This is a genomic window from Vibrio sp. KUL80 (genome assembly GCF_059725495.1).
In genome coordinates this window covers 717,702-737,417 of sequence record NZ_AP045842.1, presented here as the reverse complement: position 1 = coordinate 737,417, position 19,716 = coordinate 717,702, and the positions used below count along the sequence as shown (strand labels likewise).

General features: G+C 45.6%; 17 protein-coding genes. 7 read left to right on the top strand and 10 right to left on the bottom strand.

Annotation, left to right across the window (positions count from 1 at the left end; genetic code table 11):
• Nucleotides 1-198 precede the first annotated feature (198 nt).
• Nucleotides 199-1,314: a DUF1254 domain-containing protein gene (locus AC6I8U_RS19955; RefSeq protein ID WP_498019441.1), complete on the bottom strand. Its 1,116-nt coding sequence runs from the start codon at nt 1,312-1,314 to the stop codon at nt 199-201.
• A gap of 327 nt (nt 1,315-1,641) precedes the next feature.
• Between AC6I8U_RS19955 and AC6I8U_RS19950 the strand changes: the two genes are divergently transcribed.
• Nucleotides 1,642-2,076: an Mpo1 family 2-hydroxy fatty acid dioxygenase gene (locus tag AC6I8U_RS19950; protein ID WP_498019440.1), complete on the top strand. Its 435-nt coding sequence runs from the start codon at nt 1,642-1,644 to the stop codon at nt 2,074-2,076.
• A 57-nt stretch (nt 2,077-2,133) separates the two neighbouring features.
• On the opposite strand, the gene nhaD is transcribed toward AC6I8U_RS19950, so the two are convergent.
• Complete coding sequence (gene nhaD / locus AC6I8U_RS19945; protein WP_234496176.1) at nt 2,134-3,576, bottom strand: sodium:proton antiporter NhaD; 1,443 nt, start codon at nt 3,574-3,576, stop codon at nt 2,134-2,136.
• Between the two features lie 245 nt (nt 3,577-3,821).
• On the opposite strand from nhaD, the gene AC6I8U_RS19940 reads away from it, so the two are divergent.
• On the top strand, nt 3,822-4,382 hold the full coding sequence (locus tag AC6I8U_RS19940) for an SPOR domain-containing protein (protein WP_498019439.1): 561 nt from the start codon (nt 3,822-3,824) through the stop codon (nt 4,380-4,382).
• Here the strand turns inward: AC6I8U_RS19940 and AC6I8U_RS19935 are convergent.
• The 4 genes from AC6I8U_RS19935 to AC6I8U_RS19920 form a co-directional block, all read right to left on the bottom strand.
• Nucleotides 4,379-5,245, bottom strand: a complete 867-nt coding sequence (locus tag AC6I8U_RS19935; protein ID WP_498019438.1) for a glycerol kinase — start codon at nt 5,243-5,245, stop codon at nt 4,379-4,381. The genes AC6I8U_RS19940 and AC6I8U_RS19935 overlap by 4 nt on opposite strands.
• A 38-nt stretch (nt 5,246-5,283) precedes the next feature.
• On the bottom strand, nt 5,284-5,913 hold the full coding sequence (thiE, locus tag AC6I8U_RS19930; RefSeq protein ID WP_498019437.1) for a thiamine phosphate synthase: 630 nt from the start codon (nt 5,911-5,913) through the stop codon (nt 5,284-5,286).
• A gap of 8 nt (nt 5,914-5,921) precedes the next feature.
• Complete coding sequence (gene thiM, locus AC6I8U_RS19925; RefSeq protein WP_498019436.1) at nt 5,922-6,713, bottom strand: hydroxyethylthiazole kinase; 792 nt, start codon at nt 6,711-6,713, stop codon at nt 5,922-5,924.
• 129 nt (nt 6,714-6,842) lie between these two features.
• Nucleotides 6,843-7,799 (bottom strand): AEC family transporter, encoded by a 957-nt coding sequence (locus tag AC6I8U_RS19920; protein ID WP_498019435.1) that lies wholly within the window; start codon nt 7,797-7,799, stop codon nt 6,843-6,845.
• A gap of 134 nt (nt 7,800-7,933) precedes the next feature.
• Here AC6I8U_RS19920 and AC6I8U_RS19915 point away from each other — a divergent pair, with 134 nt between their 5' ends.
• The 3 genes from AC6I8U_RS19915 (at nt 7,934) to AC6I8U_RS19905 (ending at nt 11,188) form a co-directional block, all read left to right on the top strand.
• Nucleotides 7,934-8,524 (top strand): TetR/AcrR family transcriptional regulator, encoded by a 591-nt coding sequence (locus tag AC6I8U_RS19915; RefSeq protein WP_252017256.1) that lies wholly within the window; start codon nt 7,934-7,936, stop codon nt 8,522-8,524.
• Between the two features lie 119 nt (nt 8,525-8,643).
• The gene (locus AC6I8U_RS19910; protein WP_498019434.1) at nt 8,644-9,492 is read left to right on the top strand and encodes an alpha/beta hydrolase; all 849 of its coding nucleotides are present in this window, start codon (nt 8,644-8,646) and stop codon (nt 9,490-9,492) included.
• Between the two features lie 307 nt (nt 9,493-9,799).
• Nucleotides 9,800-11,188, top strand: coding sequence for an SLC13 family permease (locus AC6I8U_RS19905; RefSeq protein WP_498019433.1), 1,389 nt, complete (start codon nt 9,800-9,802; stop codon nt 11,186-11,188).
• Nucleotides 11,189-11,264: 76 nt separating this feature from the next.
• Here AC6I8U_RS19905 and AC6I8U_RS19900 read toward each other — a convergent pair whose 3' ends face one another.
• Both AC6I8U_RS19900 and AC6I8U_RS19895 read right to left on the bottom strand, forming a co-directional pair.
• A complete protein-coding gene (locus AC6I8U_RS19900; protein ID WP_498019432.1) occupies nt 11,265-11,867 on the bottom strand; it encodes a GDSL-type esterase/lipase family protein in 603 nt (200 codons plus the stop codon).
• A 64-nt stretch (nt 11,868-11,931) separates the two neighbouring features.
• The gene (locus tag AC6I8U_RS19895; protein ID WP_042469722.1) at nt 11,932-12,618 is read right to left on the bottom strand and encodes a DUF2057 family protein; all 687 of its coding nucleotides are present in this window, start codon (nt 12,616-12,618) and stop codon (nt 11,932-11,934) included.
• Nucleotides 12,619-13,113: 495 nt separating this feature from the next.
• On the opposite strand from AC6I8U_RS19895, the gene AC6I8U_RS19890 reads away from it, so the two are divergent.
• Together AC6I8U_RS19890 and AC6I8U_RS19885 are read left to right on the top strand one after the other, a co-directional pair.
• Nucleotides 13,114-14,337 carry a hypothetical protein gene (locus AC6I8U_RS19890; protein WP_498019431.1) on the top strand — a complete coding sequence of 408 codons (1,224 nt, stop codon included), beginning with the start codon at nt 13,114-13,116 and terminating at the stop codon, nt 14,335-14,337.
• 148 nt (nt 14,338-14,485) lie between these two features.
• Nucleotides 14,486-15,361: a LysR family transcriptional regulator gene (locus AC6I8U_RS19885; RefSeq protein WP_128648908.1), complete on the top strand. Its 876-nt coding sequence runs from the start codon at nt 14,486-14,488 to the stop codon at nt 15,359-15,361.
• A 49-nt stretch (nt 15,362-15,410) separates the two neighbouring features.
• Here AC6I8U_RS19885 and AC6I8U_RS19880 read toward each other — a convergent pair whose 3' ends face one another.
• Both AC6I8U_RS19880 and glgX read right to left on the bottom strand, forming a co-directional pair.
• Nucleotides 15,411-17,177 carry a sensor domain-containing diguanylate cyclase gene (locus tag AC6I8U_RS19880; RefSeq protein ID WP_498019430.1) on the bottom strand — a complete coding sequence of 589 codons (1,767 nt, stop codon included), beginning with the start codon at nt 17,175-17,177 and terminating at the stop codon, nt 15,411-15,413.
• Between the two features lie 152 nt (nt 17,178-17,329).
• Nucleotides 17,330-19,294, bottom strand: a complete 1,965-nt coding sequence (gene glgX, locus AC6I8U_RS19875; protein ID WP_498019429.1) for a glycogen debranching protein GlgX — start codon at nt 19,292-19,294, stop codon at nt 17,330-17,332.
• Between the last annotated feature and the right edge of the window lie 422 nt (nt 19,295-19,716).

Sequence of the window (19,716 nt, the reverse complement as noted above, 5' to 3'; positions counted from 1 at the left end):
AAGAAAGTAGTAAGGACGTAAACCATTAAACGTGGTTTATTCAAAGAAAGTTAATTTAAAGATAGCTTATTGAATGATAAGTTGTTTCCTAGTGGCTGTAATCCCACGTCAACGCAGCTATAGTCAGTCTTTACATTGTAAATCAAAAAAGCCCAACGTCTGTTGAGCTCTTGATAGGCGGGTGGATGCTAACCGAGATTAACCGTGTGGTTGTTCTACTCCTTTCGCATAGCTAACAATTTGCTTGTCTGAGTTTGGTTTGTACATGCGAAGGATACCTGTCCAACCTTCTTCGACATCAATATTGTTGATTGCCTGCTCGCCACAGTTGAAGTTCACGGTGTAAGAGCCGTCTTTGTTCGCCTTCAACTCATCTTTACGACTCGATAGAGCGAATTTTTCAGTATGAACATACGCATCTGAACCATAGGTCGTGATGGAGAAGAAACCGTTCTCACCCAGTGGTGGTGCGTCAAAGTTCATAGTCTGGCACTGACCTGAGCGGTCGTCTGCCAAAAGTACTTTGTAGTAAGCGTGTTCGCTTGGCAGTCCGCCGAAGCCCATTGATGTCAGACCCAACGCATGGAACTGCTCCACCTTGCGCGGTGCTAAGTGCTGCTCGGGTTTGAGCGTTTTGCCATCAGGGGCGCCCATCGCCTTGGTAAAGTCGAGTTGGAGCACGTTCGCTTCCAGCGCTAAGCGGACCTTTTCTCGATCGAACTGATCAAAGCCTTTAGGCTTATAGCGCTCAGCAGAGGATGCCATACCTTTGATCATATCTTGTTTAAGGTTGCCCTCTTTGATGTCAGCAGGGTCATTGGAGGCCACTTGAGTGCGGGCGATAACCCAAACGTGCTGTCCTGAAGAGAGCATATCTGGCGTGATCGTCACCTTGTTTTGTCCTTCTGATGCATAAAGTACGGCGACAGTGCGATGCTGTTCATCAATCACTTGAAGTGCCTGATAGCTATCTAGGATTGGCAGTTCAAAAGTCACACCACCTTTTGTGTCCCAGATTGACTTTGAATACAGTGTGTCTCGGTTCTGTCTAACGACGGTTTGTGTCTCCATCGTCAACAGTTGGCGATCGTGGGTGAAGTGGTTGATGCCAGATTTCTCTTGTTGCTCGAAAAAGTACTTATCTGACTCAGCAGCGATGAAGTTATCTTTGCTGACCTTGGTTGTGCCACCATTTTCTAGCTGCAAAGCGGTTGGTTGTCCCTTCTTCGGTAAGTGGTCACCAAGGTCATGTGCCATGGTCGTGGTTGCAAATAGAGAAGCGGTAATCGTTGCCAAAATAGTAAGTTTTTTCATCTTAGATAGCCTTATTTCAAGTTTGAAGTGCTTGCGGTGATTAAGCTCAAGCAGGGTGTCGACTTCATTCCTTGGGTCTGTGGCTATAGTAAGGCGTCGTAATTATATTTTGAAATCATGAATTTCAATTACTGATATGCATTCAGTGAATATCAAAGGCTAGTTGAGGTGCGAATGATGTAGTCTTCAGTTAAGAGAGGCAACGATTGGGTGGAATAACACCTTCAACAGTTGCTAATAGGTGTATGGGGAAGGAAGAGTAACGGATTTTAGTCTAGAGTTTTAACACCAATCGAAAACAACTGTCATAAACAACAAGGAAGTAGAATGAAGTCGTTACAGCAATGGCTAGATGCATACGGAGAAAGCCACCAGAACAGCACCAACAGAAAAATACACAAAGTAGCCGTCCCCGGTATCTATTTATCGATCGTGGGACTCATATGGTGCATTCCTCATGTATCTCTTGCTGGCGTCGCCATTAACTGGGTGTGGCTGGTTATGCTCCCTGTGATGTTTTTCTACTTTAGGCTGTCTCGCTCGGTGTTTATTCAAATGCTGCTGTTTACCCTGGCTTGCCTGGTCGTTATTACGTTTGCGGATAGGTTTGGGTTATCGATTCTCAACCTGTCGATAGGCTTGTTTGTCGTGCTTTGGATAATGCAATTCGTGGGACACAAAATCGAAGGCAAAAAGCCCTCGTTTTTCGATGATATTCAATTTCTACTTATTGGTCCTATTTGGGTTTTCAGACAAAAATAAACCCCTCTATAGAGGGGCTTAAGTGTTTCTATCAGATATCCCAATTACGAGCGGCGGCTAGAATAAGCTGCCGTTCATTGAAAGGTGGACAAAGATACTCGCGGCATAACCAATGGCGATAACAGGCATCCACTTTAAGTGGCCAAAGAAGGTGTATTTGCCGTGTGCGGCTCCCATTAACGCAACACCTGCCGCACTACCAACAGAGAGCAGGCTACCACCAACCCCTGCGGTAAGAGTAACCAACAACCAGTTCCCCATCGAGAGCTCAGGGCTCATAGTTAATACTGCAAACATGACCGGGATGTTATCGACGATAGCAGACAGAATACCCACCATCACGTTCGCCCAGATAGGATCCCACTGGGTATACATGATCTCTGAGACGACGCTGAGATAACCGAGCAAGCTTAAACCACCTACACACATGACCACGCCATAGAAGAACAGCAGTGTGTCCCACTCCGCGTGAGATACACGTCTGAATACGTCAAATGGGACGATAGATCCAAGTGCTTTCAGAGCAGCTTCGTCATTGTTGGCAATGGCGATTGCTTTTTTCTTAGCGATAGACGTTGGTAAGGTTTTGCGAAGGAAAAACCCGAAGAACTGTAGATAGGCTAAGCCCATCATCATTCCCATTACTGGTGGGAAATGAAGCACCGCATGGAACGCCACGGCGGTTGCGATGGTGAGAATAAACAGCCCAACAATCCTAAAGGCACCGCGTTTTAGTTCAACGTGTGTATGTACAGCGTCAGGTTTTGTCTTTGGCACAAAGAACGACATGATGACAGCAGGCACTAAGTAGTTCACAACCGAAGGCACAAACAGTGGCATAAACTCAGAGAATGCCACATGACCTGCTTGCCAAACCATCAAGGTAGTTATATCACCAAATGGACTGAATGCACCGCCAGCGTTGGCCGCGACTACAATGTTGATACAAGCAATGTTAACAAACTTAAGGTTGCTACCACCTACCTTCATAACGACGGCGCACATCAATAGCGCTGTGGTCAGGTTATCGGCAATGGGAGAGATGAAGAACGAAAGTATCCCGGTTATCCAGAATAGCGATCGGAAATCAAAGCCTTTACCCACCATCCAAGATTGCAGAGCATCGAAAAGCCTCCTCTCTTCCATGGCTGATATATAGGTCATGGCGACTAATAGGAACAATAGAAGCTCGGCGTACTCAAGCAGGTTGTGTTCGAGCGCTGATTTGGCGACTTCGATTTGTCCCATATCTTTGTAAACAAAGCCAATGAGTATCCAGATAAGACCGGCAGCAAGTAGGACAGGTTTTGACTTTCTGAGTTTTAAGTACTCCTCCATCATGACGAGAGTGTAGGCGATACCGAAGATCAGTAATGAGGCGTAGCCCACGGTAGATTGGGTAAAGTTAAAAGCATCGTGTGATGCCCCAGAGGAAGCGAAACTAGAGGTGGCGAAAAAAAGGGATAGTAAAAGGGTCGGCCACCGACTTATTTTCTTCATGTTTTGATCCTTCAAAAGCTAAAAAAATCAGGCGCTAACAATTGCGATACGTTATTTTAATGGTATTTCAACATCTTCGTTGTGAGCTGACTCGAATCTGCCACATCGCGTACGGCTATTTTTTGTTGACGGTCCTATCTTTTGACATGGCTTGATTAGCGCCTAATCTAAATAGAAGGTGTTAAACAAGCTTCAGAAGGAAGTGTCCAGCACCGCATACTATTCACTCTGTTCAAGGAGGATTTATGTGGAAAAAAGCGTCAAGCGCATTTGCGTTGTTAGTCGTTCTGTTTGTGTCGGTAACAGCAAGTGCCCAAGCATCACAGGATGTATTTGTTTGCGATAGTGCAAGCAAATCACAGCTGCCATTTCCAGTTCTTGAGAGTGAGTGCCCAATTGGTGAAGGTTTGTGGGGGAATACTCAACCCGATGAATCGGACCAATCTTTTTGGATTCAGTGTGGATTCGTGAAGTCAGGTAGTTTGAGGTATGTACCTGCACACTTGGCTAAACAGGTGAGCAAATCTATTTGGTTAAAACCAGAGATGAAAGGCGATCGCTGTCTTATCGGGCCTTACCAGTCATTTGACGTGGCTAAACAAGAGCTTGCGAAACTGCGTTCGACACAAACCTATAAAGACGCTTTTATTCGCTCGACGTCAACCAAGCTGTCCACAAACGAGACGCAGCAAGTCGCTAAAACATCGCCATCATCTGATAACGAAGCCGTGAGCACAGTACTTGCTTCAACGCCCTATATGATTGCGGGTCAGCATAGTCACCAAGCTTGTTTGTGTTATTTTTAGTAAGCGCTAATGCCAAACGGCTTGAGTTTTTTAGGCAAAACACTGTCTAGGTTGTCGATATCTTCTGGGAACACTTCGATGAGGGGCAGGTCATGCTCTTCGTAAAGCGCGCGCGTTGATTCAATGGTTTTTGAGTCAATCGGTCCGTTGTCAGAGCCCCAGTATTGCAGATAAAGTTTGCCTTGAGGAAGATAGAAATCGCTCACGACATCTTGCTCAATGGGCAGTTGTCTTTGATAAGCGTGAACGACGCCCGCCATATATAGCCAATTATCAATGAGTAATTCGCCTTTTGACTGAACATAGTGACCGTCGAGCGTTCTATGTTTCGCGGCGAATTTCTGTCGAAAACTTGAGAAAGATTTCTCTGTGGAGTGCGATTCTGCATCCGCACCTTTAAACTCAAGCACACTCTGTTTGAGCCTATGGTTACGAGCCACAGCAGGATGCCACACTGCAAACTGAGTGTTGCTTTGCTTGTCCCGACGTTGCTGGGCACCAGCTCTTAAGCCCTGTATGGTCACAACCCAGTCGGACTCTTGTCGTTGGATCCAGCCAAGCTCGCTGAGAAGCAAGTTGATCTTCTTTGCTGGAAGGTCAAAGCGTTCTCCGAGCTGAGTAGCTGTTAGCAATTTGTCGCTTTTAAGTGATTCATCCAAAACCAATTTGCTAGGCCAAACAATAAAACGACCATACTTTTCACTTTCTCTGTACTCGCCACCAAAGCGTGCACCCAAATCGGTCAACAGCCAACTTGAATCATGCCAAATGATGTACCCAACCTGTTTTAGCTCATTAAAAAGCGCTTTGGGTTCGAGTTGCCTCTGCTTTGCGAGGGCTGAGGTGGAAAGTTTATCGTGCATAGTCGTCTTATTTTTCTCTTTGCTTATCAAGAATGAGTTTACGAACCCGCTTCCATCAGATTGAGTAGTTTACTGGCTGCATCTTTAGGTGACGCTGCGTGACTGATAGCAGAAACTATGGCGACACCGTGAACGCCTGTTGACGCTACATCAGTGAGATTAGCTTCATTAATACCACCAATGGCAACGACTGGCAGCGCTGTTTTCTTAAGAGTTTCAGCCAAACCATCGAGACCCCAATGCGTCTTGGTATTGGTCTTAGTTGGAGTAGCGAAGATGGCACTGAGCCCGATGTAATCGATGGGTAGTGATTTCGCTTCTTCAAGCTGAGCTTCACTCTCGATAGATAAGCCTAAAATACGATCCTCGCCGATGAGCTTGCGCGCTAGAGTAGCCGGCATATCCGTTTGACCTAAATGAACGCCTTCGGCTTCAACTGCTAATGCTACGTCCACGCGATCGTTGATAATGAGAGGAACTCCGGTGCCTGTTAGCACTCGCTTTACTGCCATGGCTTTACTGATGAAGGTGCGAATATCATGGTGTTTCTCTCGAAGCTGAACCATGGTGACGCCTCCCTCAACAGCTTGTTTCACCACTTGAAGGAGTATGTCTATGTCTTGGTTCTCATCCGTTACTAAATAGAGTCGGTAAGGATTTGGTGTCATGATGTCTGTTAGCACTCGCGAAGGTTAAGGCGTGACTCGATATCTTCAGCGGTAATCTGATAGAGACTATCAAGAAGGTTCATTTGTAATGAGCCGGGTCCTTGCGACTTCTCAGCAGCGATTTCGCCAGCGATACTAAATACTGCTGCTGCGGCAACACCACTTTTCTCGCCAATTGCGGCAAATGCACCAGTAACGGCAGAAAGTGAACATCCCATGCCTGTTACGTATGGCATCATCTCATGACCGTTGTTTAGGGCGATGGTGCTTTCTTTGGTAACGATGTAGTCGGTTTCTCCAGAGACAACGACGCTACACGCATAACCGTCGACCAAGGCACGAGCTGCACTTAGCGCGGCTTCGCTGGCATCGAGTGCATCAACGCCTTTGTTCTGAGATTTCTCACCGGCCATCGCGATGATTTCTGATGCGTTACCACGAATAATCAGGTTGTCTGCAAGTTCAGCAAGCTGGCGAGCTGTTGAGGTGCGCAGTTTGGTCGCGCCGCAACCCACAGGGTCTAGAATGACTGGCTTGTTGTTCTCATTGGCTTGCTCTACGGCAAAGAACATACCTGGGCGCCACACGCTGTCTAGCGTACCAATATTAATCACTAGCGCACCTGCGAACGACATCATCTCAGCCATTTCTTGTTTTGAGTGAGACATGATCGGGGAAGCACCAACGGCTAATAATGCGTTGGCTGTGTTGTTCATGACCACGAAGTTAGTGATGTTCACGACAAGCGGTTTCTCTTCGCGGACTTTGTTTAGGGCACTGACGATTTGTAGTTGATTCATTCTATTCTCCAAAGGCTCATTCGAGCTTTTTCAGGCATATAGTCATTGTACTGGGATCTAAAAATAGTGCTAGCCGAGGTTAGGCTAGCACTGGTCTGTGATGCTTTTATATAAGCGTTTGGCGAGAGGCTAGAGCAGCTCATACAGAGAAAGCACCAGAATACCGAGAGTACAAGTTACGGTAGATAGCACTGTGGTCAACGCGATGATATTGGCAGCAAGTATCGAATTGCCGCCCATTGAACGCGCCATCACATAGCTAGCAGCTGCAACCGGAGAGGCATTCATAAAGAAAAGTATCCCTAGTTCAATACCACGAAATCCGGCTAAGAAAGCGGCGAGTGTAATCGCAAGTGGCGCCAGTACCAGCTTATAACCACTCGCAATCCAAGTAGGCGCTTGCTCTTTTTTCATCGAGCTCAGGTCTAGCGAACCGCCTGTACAAAGGAGCGCGAGTGGCAGCGTCATCGTGGCAAAGTAGTTACCCGCATCCACAACGATAGTGGGAACAGGAATAGAGAGTAGGTACACAACCAAGCCCGCCAATATCGCAATGATCAATGGGTTTTTGGTGAGTGTGGTGAGCATGATCTTGCCCGCTGATGTGCCTGAATCAGCCCCTTTGGGGGTTAAGCAGATAACGGCTTGAACATTATAGATAAAGGTCGTGATTGCGACATACAAAGCGGCCAGGGCAATGCCTCTCTCGCCGTAAGCGTTGGCAACGTAAGCGATACCTATGATGCCAGTGTTGGCTCTAAATGCGCCTTGAATTATCACACCTCGGTCAGCGGATTTCTTGAATAAAGTACCGACAGAGAGGTAACTGAACAAGAAGAATAAGACACTAGCAATGACGCCAAAGGTGAGAAATTGTTTGGCTGAGGAAAAATCGTGCTCTGACGTCACGATACTCAGAAACAGCATGGTTGGAAGCGTGACTTTAAAGACGAGCTTAGATGCCACCTCGATAAAATTATCGTTGATAAGTCCAATACGTTTGAAGACGACGCCGAGAATAATCAGCAAGCAAATGGGACCGGTAATTGAAAGTGAAAACAACAACTGTTCTATCAATAGATCCATGATTTACTTCCATATTGTTAGGGGATAGGGGCAAGGTGATTATTTCATACCTTGTCATACAAATAAACGTAGATTGCAAAATAGAACGACCGTGCTAAATTGATGTCATACAGGCGAAATCGATGATGGTGATTATGGGTAAAGGTCGGCTAACAAAAGATCATATTTTGATGAAGGCATTCGAAATAGCGAGCAGAGATGGGCTAGAAAGTCTGACTATCGGTGAGCTAGCTAAGCAATGCAACATGTCGAAGAGTGGTCTGTTTGCTCACTTTAACTCGAAGGTCAATCTGCAAGTTGCGGTTGTAGAGCATGCGGATACCACGTTTCAAGCTAGGGTGATCTCGCCAGTTCGTGAACGCAATCATGAGATGGCTAAACAAAAACTCAAGCACCTTATCGACAATTGGATGAGCTGGAATCATTCGTTTCAGGGCAGTTGCATGTTCATTGATGCGTGGCGCGATAGCCAGCAAGACGAACTTCAACAAGCACTGAGGAAAGCCATTCACCGTTGGATCCACTATTTGACGATACAAATACAGAAGGGGATCGATAGCGGTGAATTCAGTTCGACACTAGACCCGCAACAAGCCGCGTTTGAGCTCTATGGGCATTACTTAAGTGCGCACGTTTTCTACTCGCTGGTGGGTGAGCAGGAGAGCAGTCAGCGATTTTGGACTAGCGTTGACACTTCCATGCAATCTTGGTCGATATCTCAATAACTCTTTTATATGGAACGGCAGCGTAAAACGCTAACTTAAAAAAGCACGGTCGTTCTAAAAAATGTAAGCTCAACAATACAACTATCCGAGGATGACGAGGATAATAAGGACAGTCAGTCATGAGTGATAAAATCTACTTCAATACATCGAAGAAATTCAGTTTCAAGAAGAAAATGGTGAACCTTACTACTCGAGCTCACCATAAACTTGCGCCAAATCATGCGAAACGCACCGCTAAGAAACTGCTTCTAACCCCAGTTCGTTCAAAGCCGAAGAATGCAGAGCCGAAAGATTTAATCATCTCGGAAGTGAGTACCTCTGAGGGTGTGCTTAAGACTTATCGCGTCGGTACAGGGCCGGTTTGGTTGCTAACACATGGCTGGTCTGGGACAGCGAGCCAGTTCTTTCCGCTTATGGAGCATATCGCCAGCAGAGGTTATACCGCTCTTGCATACGACCACCCGGCTCACGGACAAAGTGAAGGTGCTTACGGACATATTCCAGCCTTTGTTGGCGGCTTGGAAGGATTGCTGGATAGTGAAGAAGAAGTGGCGGGTTTAGTTGGTCACAGTATGGGAACGGCGGCTGCGATTGAATGTAAACATGCCAAGCTTCAAGACAAACCACTGCTGCTTATTGCACCGGTTCTTGATTATCTCGATAACCTATTTGGTAGTGTGGCGCGTTCAGGGTACTCGATGCGACTGTTTGAAGCAGTCGTAGATGATATTCAAAACCAGTATCACTATCCAATTACTTCAATTGATCCATACAACAAGTTAGGTCGCCGAACGGCACCAACCATGATCGTACATGACGAAAAAGACCGATTCACAAAATACTCAGTGTCAGAAAAAGCAGCAAAAGAAATGCCATTAGTCACGCTGATCACGACGCAAGGTCAAGGACACGGTCGAGTCATGCACAGTGATGAAGCGAAAGCGGCGTTTGACACGCTAACGTCATAATCTTCAACGATTTGATCAAGGTTATGTTTATGTATCCATAATGTTGATGTGGTTAACGAATTGATAGATTCGTATTATGTAAATGGTTGGGTATGTGGGATCATATTTAGGTCCCACTTACATCCGTGCTGAGTGTTGGGTTCTTGTCTCAAAACAAATTACTATATCGAGTCAAAACTCACGGTAGTTATCTACTTTCAGTTCGCTATTGATCAATAGTTTAGTGATGTTTGTGGTTTCTAGGGCGCTCATCTTGAGATAGCCCCTCAAGGGAGCATCCGCCCATTGACTAAAGGAAGCCATAATAATGAATAGAAACGATAGTGTCCCCTTACCCTCCAATACCCGAGAATGGTTTTTTAACCGCAACAGCCTAATCATTCTTGCTGATATTGTTCTGTTTTACGTGCTCTACACCACCCTGCCTTTTGAGCCTAATGTCGTACTAGGCATTAGTATCTTAACGTTTATCGCTGTGCTTTGGCTCACGGAAGCCTTACACGTTACCGTCACAGCGGTTCTGGTGCCCGTCATAGCAGTTTTGTTTAATGTCTTTGATACCCAGACGGCACTGAACAACTTTGCCAACTCAATCATCTTTCTATTCCTTGGTGGTTTTGCCTTGGCGGCTGCCATGCATAGGCAAGGGTTAGACAAAGTGGTCGCAGATAAAGTATTGGTTATGGCAAAAGGTCGCATGAGCGTTGCCGTGTTTATGCTTTTTGGCGTGACTGCATTGCTGTCGATGTGGATCAGCAATACCGCAACCGCAGCTATGATGTTACCCCTTGTACTTGGTGTACTGAGTAAAGTGAATGAAGAAAGTGGTCACAACACTTACGTGTTTGTGCTACTTGGTATTGCTTATAGCGCCAGCATCGGTGGTATTGCGACTATGGTTGGTAGCCCGCCAAACGCGATAGCTGCAGCCGAAATTGGTATGACATTCACGGACTGGATGGCGTTTGGTTTGCCTACCGCGTTTATCTTGTTACCGATAGCTTTAGCCGTGCTGTTCTTTGTGCTTAAGCCAAAGCTCGATGGTGAATTTGAGATTAATCATGAGCCAGTGAATTGGGACAAGGGTAAAGTCGTCACCTTGCTAATTTTTGGCTTAACCGTGTTCTTATGGATCTTTAGTAAGCCAATCAATGCCATGCTAGGTGGCTATGCTAAGTTCGACACCATTGTCGCACTAGGCGCGATTGTCGCCGTTAACTTTGCCCGCGTGGTTCACTGGAAAGATATCGAGAAAACCGCGGACTGGGGCGTCTTGCTGCTATTCGGTGGTGGTATCTGTCTTAGCAATGTATTGAAAGCGACGGGAACAAGTGTGTTCTTGGCGAATGAGTTGAGCGAGTTAATCTCTCAATTTAGCATGTTGTTCATTATCTTGGTGATTGCCGCTTTCGTCGTGTTCCTAACCGAGTTTGCGAGTAATACCGCGAGTGCCGCCCTGTTAATCCCCGTGTTTGCTAGCGTTGCAGAAGCCTTTGGTATGTCACCTGTGATTTTATCGGTGCTTATCGCGGTTGCAGCGTCATGCGCGTTTATGTTGCCAGTAGCGACACCACCAAACGCGATCGTATTTGCTTCTGGTCATATTAAGCAGCAAGAAATGATGCGAATCGGTATCCTACTTAACATTGCTTGTATTGGCGCATTAACCCTGATTGCAGTGACTTTTTGGGCTTAACGTTTTAAAAACATCGATAAAAAATATTGCCCCCAGTCACTGTGATAGGTAGCTGGGGGCTTTTAATTTGATGGTTCTATAGGAATAAAGGGCGTACTTTTTCCAAGATGATATCCGCACCACAGGGTGAGAGGTGGATGCCATCACTTTGATAAAGTTCGGCATAACCATGACTTGTCGCGTGCTCTTCAAAGGCGATAAAAGCATCGACAACTTCAAGTTTATAAGGACCATGACCATACATCGCCTTGAGCTTTTCGCTGTGTTGGCTACTTAGCGTCTTTATTGACTGCCTCAGCGTTTCCACCGTTTCTGAACTGTTGCTAAACATAGGTAGTGACCCAATAGGATCGACGGCACTAGTGATGATTAGAATCGGTTTAATACCATGGTGCTGTGCCTGAGCAATCATACTATTTAGATTACTAGCCACGACACTGATGTCTGTCCCCCAGTTCAGGTCATTGAGCCCCCCAAACAGCACGAAAGCATCTGGTTTAGCATCAATTACTTGTAGCTCGAAGCGGCTTAGCATGCCAGTGGTGGTATCTCCTGGTACGCCGCGATTGATAAACTCGATATCCGACAATTCTTTGGCGAGTTTGCACGACCAGTTGTCACCTTGAGGTAGACCCCAGCCAGCCGTCAAACTGTCGCCAAGCAATACAACTTTTTTCATTTTCTAGTCTCTTACAAGATCGAAAAAGCCGCTCATTAGAGCGGCTTACTCAATACGCTAGTGCTTAGTTTTTGCTTACGTACTCTTTAAAGCGAGCCTTGGTCTCGGCATCGGCTTTGTTGTACCAGAAGATAAGCATCTCTTCTGCCGTGTTGTCTGATGCAGCAACAGGTGCTTCTGCAGGAAGTGTCGTAGGTTGTGCTGCAGTTGTTGCAACAGCTGCTGGAGCTGCCGCTACGGCAACCGTGCCTGCTGCAGCGATAGCCGCTACGCCGCCTTTGCGGTTATAGTCTTCTGCTTCGCGGTTGTAGTCACGACCGATCTGCATGCCATCTTTGATGAGTTGGTCTTGAACCACAACAATCTCTTTACCGTTTTCATCGGTAAGTGACCATTCTAAGTTGTCGATATTTTTCTCGGCTTGACGAGCATCGCGATAGGTTGGGACATTGAGAGTGAGCTTAGCATCGGTTGCATCAAACTTAGCGATGATAGCTTTACTAGAGATAACTTTGCGCTCGTCACGGTTGATATCGAAGTAAGGCTCATATTTGAATACAATTTGGTTAACGCCATCTGGCAAGGTTGCTGTCTCTGCAGATGAGAAAAAACCTTTAGAGTCAGTCTGTGGATCCGCAGCGTTAACAGAGAGTAGGTCTACGTTTTCTGGAAGTGCAATAGTTACCTCAGCCATTGCAACCGTGCTGCAACCAACAAGTAACGCAGCAGCAATCAGATTCGATGCTTTCATTATTATTTCCCTAGCAGAATATGTTATTCAGATTAGCCTAGCTTGCCTAGGTTACGGTGTGTTTGCAATCACGTATGTTACTTTCCGTTTAATTTTCATCAAAAAATGACACAAAAACCTGTGTATTGAAGCAGATAGTGATTGCTCTAGTAACGCCATATTAGGTCGACAATTATCGGAACACGATGAATATATGCCATTTTTTGAAGATGGTAGTTGATGGATTCGCGTCCGGTTGCAACTGCGCTCACATTTATTTGCTATTTGGATACTTTGAATCCTTAAACTGACGCTTGTTTGATATTAACTGGTAATTTCTATGCGCTTTTCGAATAGGTTGTTTTTGCCATAGAAATTGAATCTAGTAGCATCGCCCTCCAAAGCGAGAATCGCTAGTCAAGCACTGTATAGCCCAACGCAGTATCTAGAGGGGCTTGTTGAATGGAATCGTAGTGCGCACACAACTATTAGTTATTGTACTTAAAGAGATTTCATTTGAAGACGTCAAAAACTCCGCTGTCTATGGTTATGGCTGCGCTATTGTCTGTATCCACGGCTGTTTGTGCTACCGAGCCGGTTGATTCGGTTGAAGAGCCTTCGGTTAACGAGCCCTCGGCAGAAAAGCCAAGCGATGACCTCCAGATAAAACCTGACAACGACACAGCTGAGCCCGAAGGTACAGATGGTGGCGCTACGCCCTCAGAAAACGAGCAGGATTCCGAAGCGCTTCCTGACCGCAAGTTTGCAGCCTTTCCCGTGCCTATTACCGATGATGCTCTGGGTGTTGGCTTAGGTGTGAACGCCATGTATATCCATGATAGAGAGGAAGGGGCAACAAACCCGTCTACCAGTATGTTTTACGGTCAATATACCGATTCAGATAGTGGAATGGCGATCGTTGGTCACGAACACGTATTTGCTCACGACGCTTGGCGAGCAGGCTTCTACGCGGGACATTTTAGTCTAAACCTCAAATATACAGGTCGCATTGGAGCAAAACTTCCTAAAGCTGCTCAGTATGCGTCCTATTCAAACTTCGTTTATGGTGAAGTTCGCAAGCAGATCGTTGATGACCTCTACTTTGGTGTTCAAGGGCTTTGGAGTGGTGGTGACGCCAGTCTAAACGAAAAAACGGACCCTGAAATCAAAAAAGCCTTCGAGAATGCCATGAGCGGAAGCAACCATGCGGTGGGTTTCTTGATGACGTATGACTCACGCGACAACATGATGGGTGCCACTCAAGGACTCAATGTTGATTTAAGCACGCTTCATTACTCAAAAGATAAAAAAACCGGTAAGCCTTTCCACCGTTTAGATGCCGAAGTAAGCCAATACTTTCCGATTGGAGATGATGTCTTCGCTTATCGCGTGATTGGTAAAGAGATGATTGGTGATACTCCTGAGTATGAGTTTGTGACGCCTGACCTACGCGGGGCGGATTGGAACAAGTATCGTGGCAACTCAATGTATCAGGCGGAAGTCGAATACCGTCATAAGTTCTCTACGCTCTGGAGTGGTGTTGCTTTTGCTGGGGCTGCAGTGGTCCAAAATGATGACCGCCAGGTTAATAGCGCTGTTCAAACCGAGGTGATTCCGTCAGCAGGTATTGGTGTTAGGTATTTACTGAATGCCAAAGAACGTTTTACGGTTGGTGTAGACGCAGCGGTGTCTAAAATGGGGAATACCAGCTTCTATATTCGATTTGGTGAAGCTTTCTAACTATCGACTGCGAGCAATGGCGAGAAGGGTTAAATTGTCATTGTGAATGAATGATTTGTCGTTATTTGTGGTGCTTATAATTAAGTGCAATTTATGTGCTATTGTTTTACGATAGAACGCAATTAATCAATTAATCAAAGGGTTGAGTATGCTGAATATTGAACAGCTAGTGGCATTCGTCGCTGCAGCAGAGCAAGGTTCATTTTCTGCGGCCGCAAGGCATCTTGGTAAGAGTCAAAGCTCGGTGAGTATCGGTGTGAATAACCTAGAGCTAGACCTAGGTATTACACTTTTCGATAGAAGTACCAAGTACCCTAAACTCACTCCGCAAGGTGAACGAATGTTGTCGCAAGCGAAAGTGCTATTGCGACAAGCTGAGCGTATCAGAAACTACTCTAAAGCCAGCGTAGATAGTGTGGAAGACACATTAAAAATCGCGCTTGACCCCTTACTGCCGTTTTCGCTTATTGATTCAGCGATCGAGAAAATGTCTCAGCGTTTCCCTTTTACTCAGGTAGATGTATCTCGTTTGGGTGCTCACCACCTAACCAATGCGCTGATCAAAGATGAAGTTGAGCTTGGGTTTAACCTAGCCGCAGATGCTGTGCCGGATGGCGTCGATTTTATCTCGATAGCGAATATTGAATGGGTATGTATCTGCAGCCCAGACTCTATCTTTGCTGACATGCAGCAGGTGAGCAATGAAACGCTTATTGGTGAACGACAAATTGTCTGCCGGAGCATGATGCAGAATAAAGTTCTCAAAGCACAAGGCGCCTTTTCTCAAGATATTTGGCAGGCCGATGACCAAGAAGATGTGATTAAGTTGGTTGAGCAAGGTATTGGTTGGGCCATCGTGCCACGCGATTACATCGTAGAGAAACAAGCGATGGGTACCCTGATCGACTTCAGACCTGAGTTTCAACGTTATGAGATGATGAACTCTGCAGACGTGCTGTGGAAGTCAAATACGCGCTTGGGCCCTGCGGCCAAATACTTATGCGAGATGCTGGGCGTGTTCTAATCTCCCATTTATTAAAAAAGCCCTCGCATGTTCTCATGCGAGGGCTTTTTTATGCAATTTTGCAGCTATAGACTTGGTTGCGTCCTTTTAACTTAGCTTGTTGCAGGCTCTTTACTCCTCGGCTAAGTGTCGCGTCTACTGAGCCTCCTAGTTGTGTCAAACCAATAGATACCGTAGCCTCTATAGAACCTTCGTCGACATCCAAAGGCTGTTTCTCGATAAGTTGTCTAAACCAATCCATTTGTTTCTCAGCATCCTCAATATGGTTAGTGTGAAATAGCACACTAATACAACCATTTTGACCTCTAGCAATGCATGTTGCTTTCGGCTTAGGGAAGCTCCTACGCGCAATATCGGCCACATGCACGACGACACTATCTCCAATGTGTTCGCCATACTTTTCATTAATGCCTTTAAGACCATTGATATCAACCACGGCGTAGAACATGGCATTGTCGCTTCCTGATACGGCGATATGGTTTCGCATGCTCCATTCGTTCTCAAGGCCAGTGAGGGCATCGTCCATTGCCACCTTTTTAGTTAACAAGAGATTAGCTAGTGCGACCTCAGAAAAGTCTCTTATCGCCCTGATGAGTCCTTCAAACGCATAGAAAGAACTCTTTAGGTAGACAACACCGATTAGCGCGTCTTGATGATAGAGAGGCAAGGTGTAGTGGCGCCCATAGATATGAAGCGTTTGAGCAAGAGGGTCATGTTTGTTGTTGTACAGAAAATGGAGACTTCTTGACCCGAAAACTTTAGGGAGTCTTTCACAATGAAAAATAGACCTTGAGTTGCCGTGAAAATCTATGGTCTTGAAGTAGTGTGTCTCAGCGTCATACAAGCAGAATTGAACGCCTTTGTGATAGGTGAATCGGTCGAAGATGGTCTTCAAGTCATGTTTAAACTGTGCGATGTCTTCTGCACGAGTCAATTCAGATAATGCCTCATTCAGTTGATAGGTGATGTAGTTTATCGAGAAGACCAGTAACAGCAGCGCAAGGATGACGACGGCGGTCAGCGATATCTGGTAGGACGTAAATAAAATATCTGTCTGACTGGTTCCAGAGACAAACACCCAACCCATGGGATTTTGTGCGCTAAAGACGCTCTTCTTTAAGTTTCCATTGTAAAAGTAATCGTATTGCCCTCGCGTTTCACCAGCGTCAATTTGGTCTTGTAATCCACCTAAATAGCTAATCGAGGCCGTACCGATACGAGCTGGGTTGGGGTGAAAAACCAGTTGTCCAGTCATCTTATCAATGACAAACACATATCCATTGTCCAAGGTTTTGAGGTTAGCGAGATACTGAGTGGTATGTTGTACGTCGATTTCAAACCAAACTTCAATCGGACTCTGGTTCTGTTCTTGTTTTATCGCAAATACCCAAAATCCATCAGACTTTTGATAGAGTGTGGAAACGGCGTATCGGTGTGCAAAGCCATCAAAACTGTGCCATTTAATTGAGGCCTGGCTGCTGTCAGTGAGCCCATCATCATTAAAGTTGGAATAGTATTGCGTCTTGGTGTTGTATAGCGCGATGCTTTTATACAAGTAGCTGTTGGCTAATATTTGATTGGTCAGAATATCGAAGCTATTTGAATCAATGCTTTCTTGTAGCAAATCAACCTTGGCAAAGGTTGCTTCAATCTGTGACCAAACAAGGGCAGAGGCAACCTTCACATTGTCTTGAGACTGGGACTTGGCCAGCGCCTGTGAGCGCTCATAGTGCTGATAAGAGAGGTAAATCAGTAGGGTGATAAGCACAAAAGTGAGCGGTTTGAAGGTGCGAAGTAACAGCTTAGGCAACGACATAAAATATAGAACCAATTGAGTACTGCGCCGATACTACTATTAATGAGTTATGTATTTCAAAGTATTAATAAGGTTAGCGATAACCTAGATCAATAGAATTAAAAAAGAGCTCACAATGTGAACTCTTTTAGGTTGATTTAGCGCCACGCTAGTTACGATGCGTTGGCAGAGTAGTGAAGAATAGCCATCGACATCGGAGCCTGAAGGATTTCCCCCTCAGCATGTCCAACTTCCGCATCAGAGATGTGGGTATCACAGATGGTTTTCCATACTTGTGAGCGATCGTTTGGTAGCGTAAAGCGCGCTGGCGCTTTGGTTTGGTTGATTAAGTAAACCATTTCGTCGCCATCGTCACCGATACCAATATGAAGCGCAACACTGCTCAAGCGATTCCAGTCTTCCATGCTCATCAGTTGACCGTCAACACGACTCCAGAAAATACGGTTGTCGTTACGTTTCTCACCACTGAATGCACGAATAAACGGCACCATATACTCCTGACGAGCAGCCAGCATCTCAGATAGCCACTGCTTGAAGTGCGTTTTCGCCTCTTCCGGCTCCCAATTCAACCAGCTCAATTCGTTATCCTGACAGTAGGCATTGTTATTGCCTTGCTGGCTATGAGATAGCACATCGGCAGTCAAGATATGAGGAATACCGAATGAAAACAGAAGGGTGGCCATGAAATTACGTTTTTGCTTTTCACGAGTCGCCAGCACGACTGGATTATCTGTCGGACCTTCAACCCCATAGTTGTGAGAGCGGTTGTCACCGTGCCCGTCACGGTTGTTCTCACCGTTTGCTTCGTTGTGCTTATGCTTGTAAGACACCAAGTCTTGCATGGTGAAACCGTCGTGGTAGGTAATGTAATTGACGGTCAGTTTATAAGGCCAGTTAGCCGCACTATAAAGATCACGTGAACCCATGATACGAGTCGCGAACTCTTTTAGGTAGCCTTGGTCACTTCGCCAGAAGCTTCGAGTGATGTCGCGCAGCCTATCGTTACACTCATTCCAACCAAATGGGAAATTACCGACCTGATATCCATTTGGACCGATATCCCATGGTTCTGCGATTAGTTTGGTCATCTTCAAAACAGGATCTTGTGCCACCGCTCTGAAGAAAGCCGCTTCTCGGTTAAAGTTGTCACCATTTCGACCTAAGGTTGCTGCTAAGTCGAAGCGGAATCCATCAACCTTAAACTCTTGAACCCAATATCTCAGGGTATCCATGACTAAATTCAGAGCTGGTTGATAGTTCAAATCAACGGTATTTCCGCACCCGGTGTAGTTGGCGAAATACTCACCGTGACGCAGATAGAACTTGGAGTCGAGAGCTTTGAGGTTAAAGACAGGGCCGTTATCGCCACCCTCTGCGGTATGGTTGTAGACCACATCTAAGATGACTTCGATACCAGCTCGGTGAAGCTCTCTAATGGTGGTTTTAAGCTCAGCTACCGCATCCTTGTTCGCATAACGAGGATCAGGAGCCATGAAGACATAAGGGTTGTAGCCCCAATAGTTCACCTTATCCATTTGCAATAGATGAGGCTCATGCATGCAAGCAGCGACAGGCAGTAATTGTAGCGAGTTAATATTTTGCTCTTTGTAGAACTGAAGCATAGGCTCGCTAACCAAACCAAGGTAAGTACCTTGCTGCTCGACAGGAACGTCAGGGTTGAGCTTAGATACGCCTTTTACATGTGTCTCAAATAACACCATCTCATCACGTGGGATTCGTGGAGAGCGAACACCTTGCCAATCAAATGCATCGTCAACAACAATACAAGCAGGCAGCTCAAAGCTTTTCTCTGTAGTAAAAGGTGGAACGTAATGTAAGGCTTTATCCAGGGCTTTAGCATATGGATCGGCGATGTATTGACGTTCCTCGCAAGTTTCTATGACAAAACCATAACGTTGTCCGGCTTGGATACCGTTAAGGTGAATATGCTTGATTCCAGCATAATCTTCACAAAGTGGGAACAACTCTTGTTTGTTGTTGTCATCATAGAGAGCGAGATAAATAGTTTCGCAATCGGGTGCATGAATAGCAAAGTTACAGCCGTATTCATCTAGTATGGCACCCAGCGGATAAGGGCTAGATTGATGTTGCGTCATAGAGATTTTTTCTATTTGTTCGTGAATGACATTAATCGTGCTTTCAATAGTTAATAGGTTTGTAAACTTTAGGTCAAGCGAAGATCACATAATTTTAAATGTAATTTAATTTCACATTTACTACGAAAAAGTTAAAAAAAGTGATGTAAAGCATATTGTGCGCGTCAAAACATAACCGATATCCATACTACTCCCCCCCTTATTTGTGATCTGCACTAAAAAAACGCCATGCGGTTATTTTTCTCCTCCTTTCTCATCCCCCCTAACTATCGATAGGGTGGAGGACGCCTCCATCAACCGACTTCGTTAATCTGCAATTGTTCAATCAACTCGGGACCCTAAACCGATATTTCAAGTTTGAATCACTTTGGTACTGCCTCCGAAGTGTTTTAGAAGAAATTGAATATAACAATAAGTTAAAC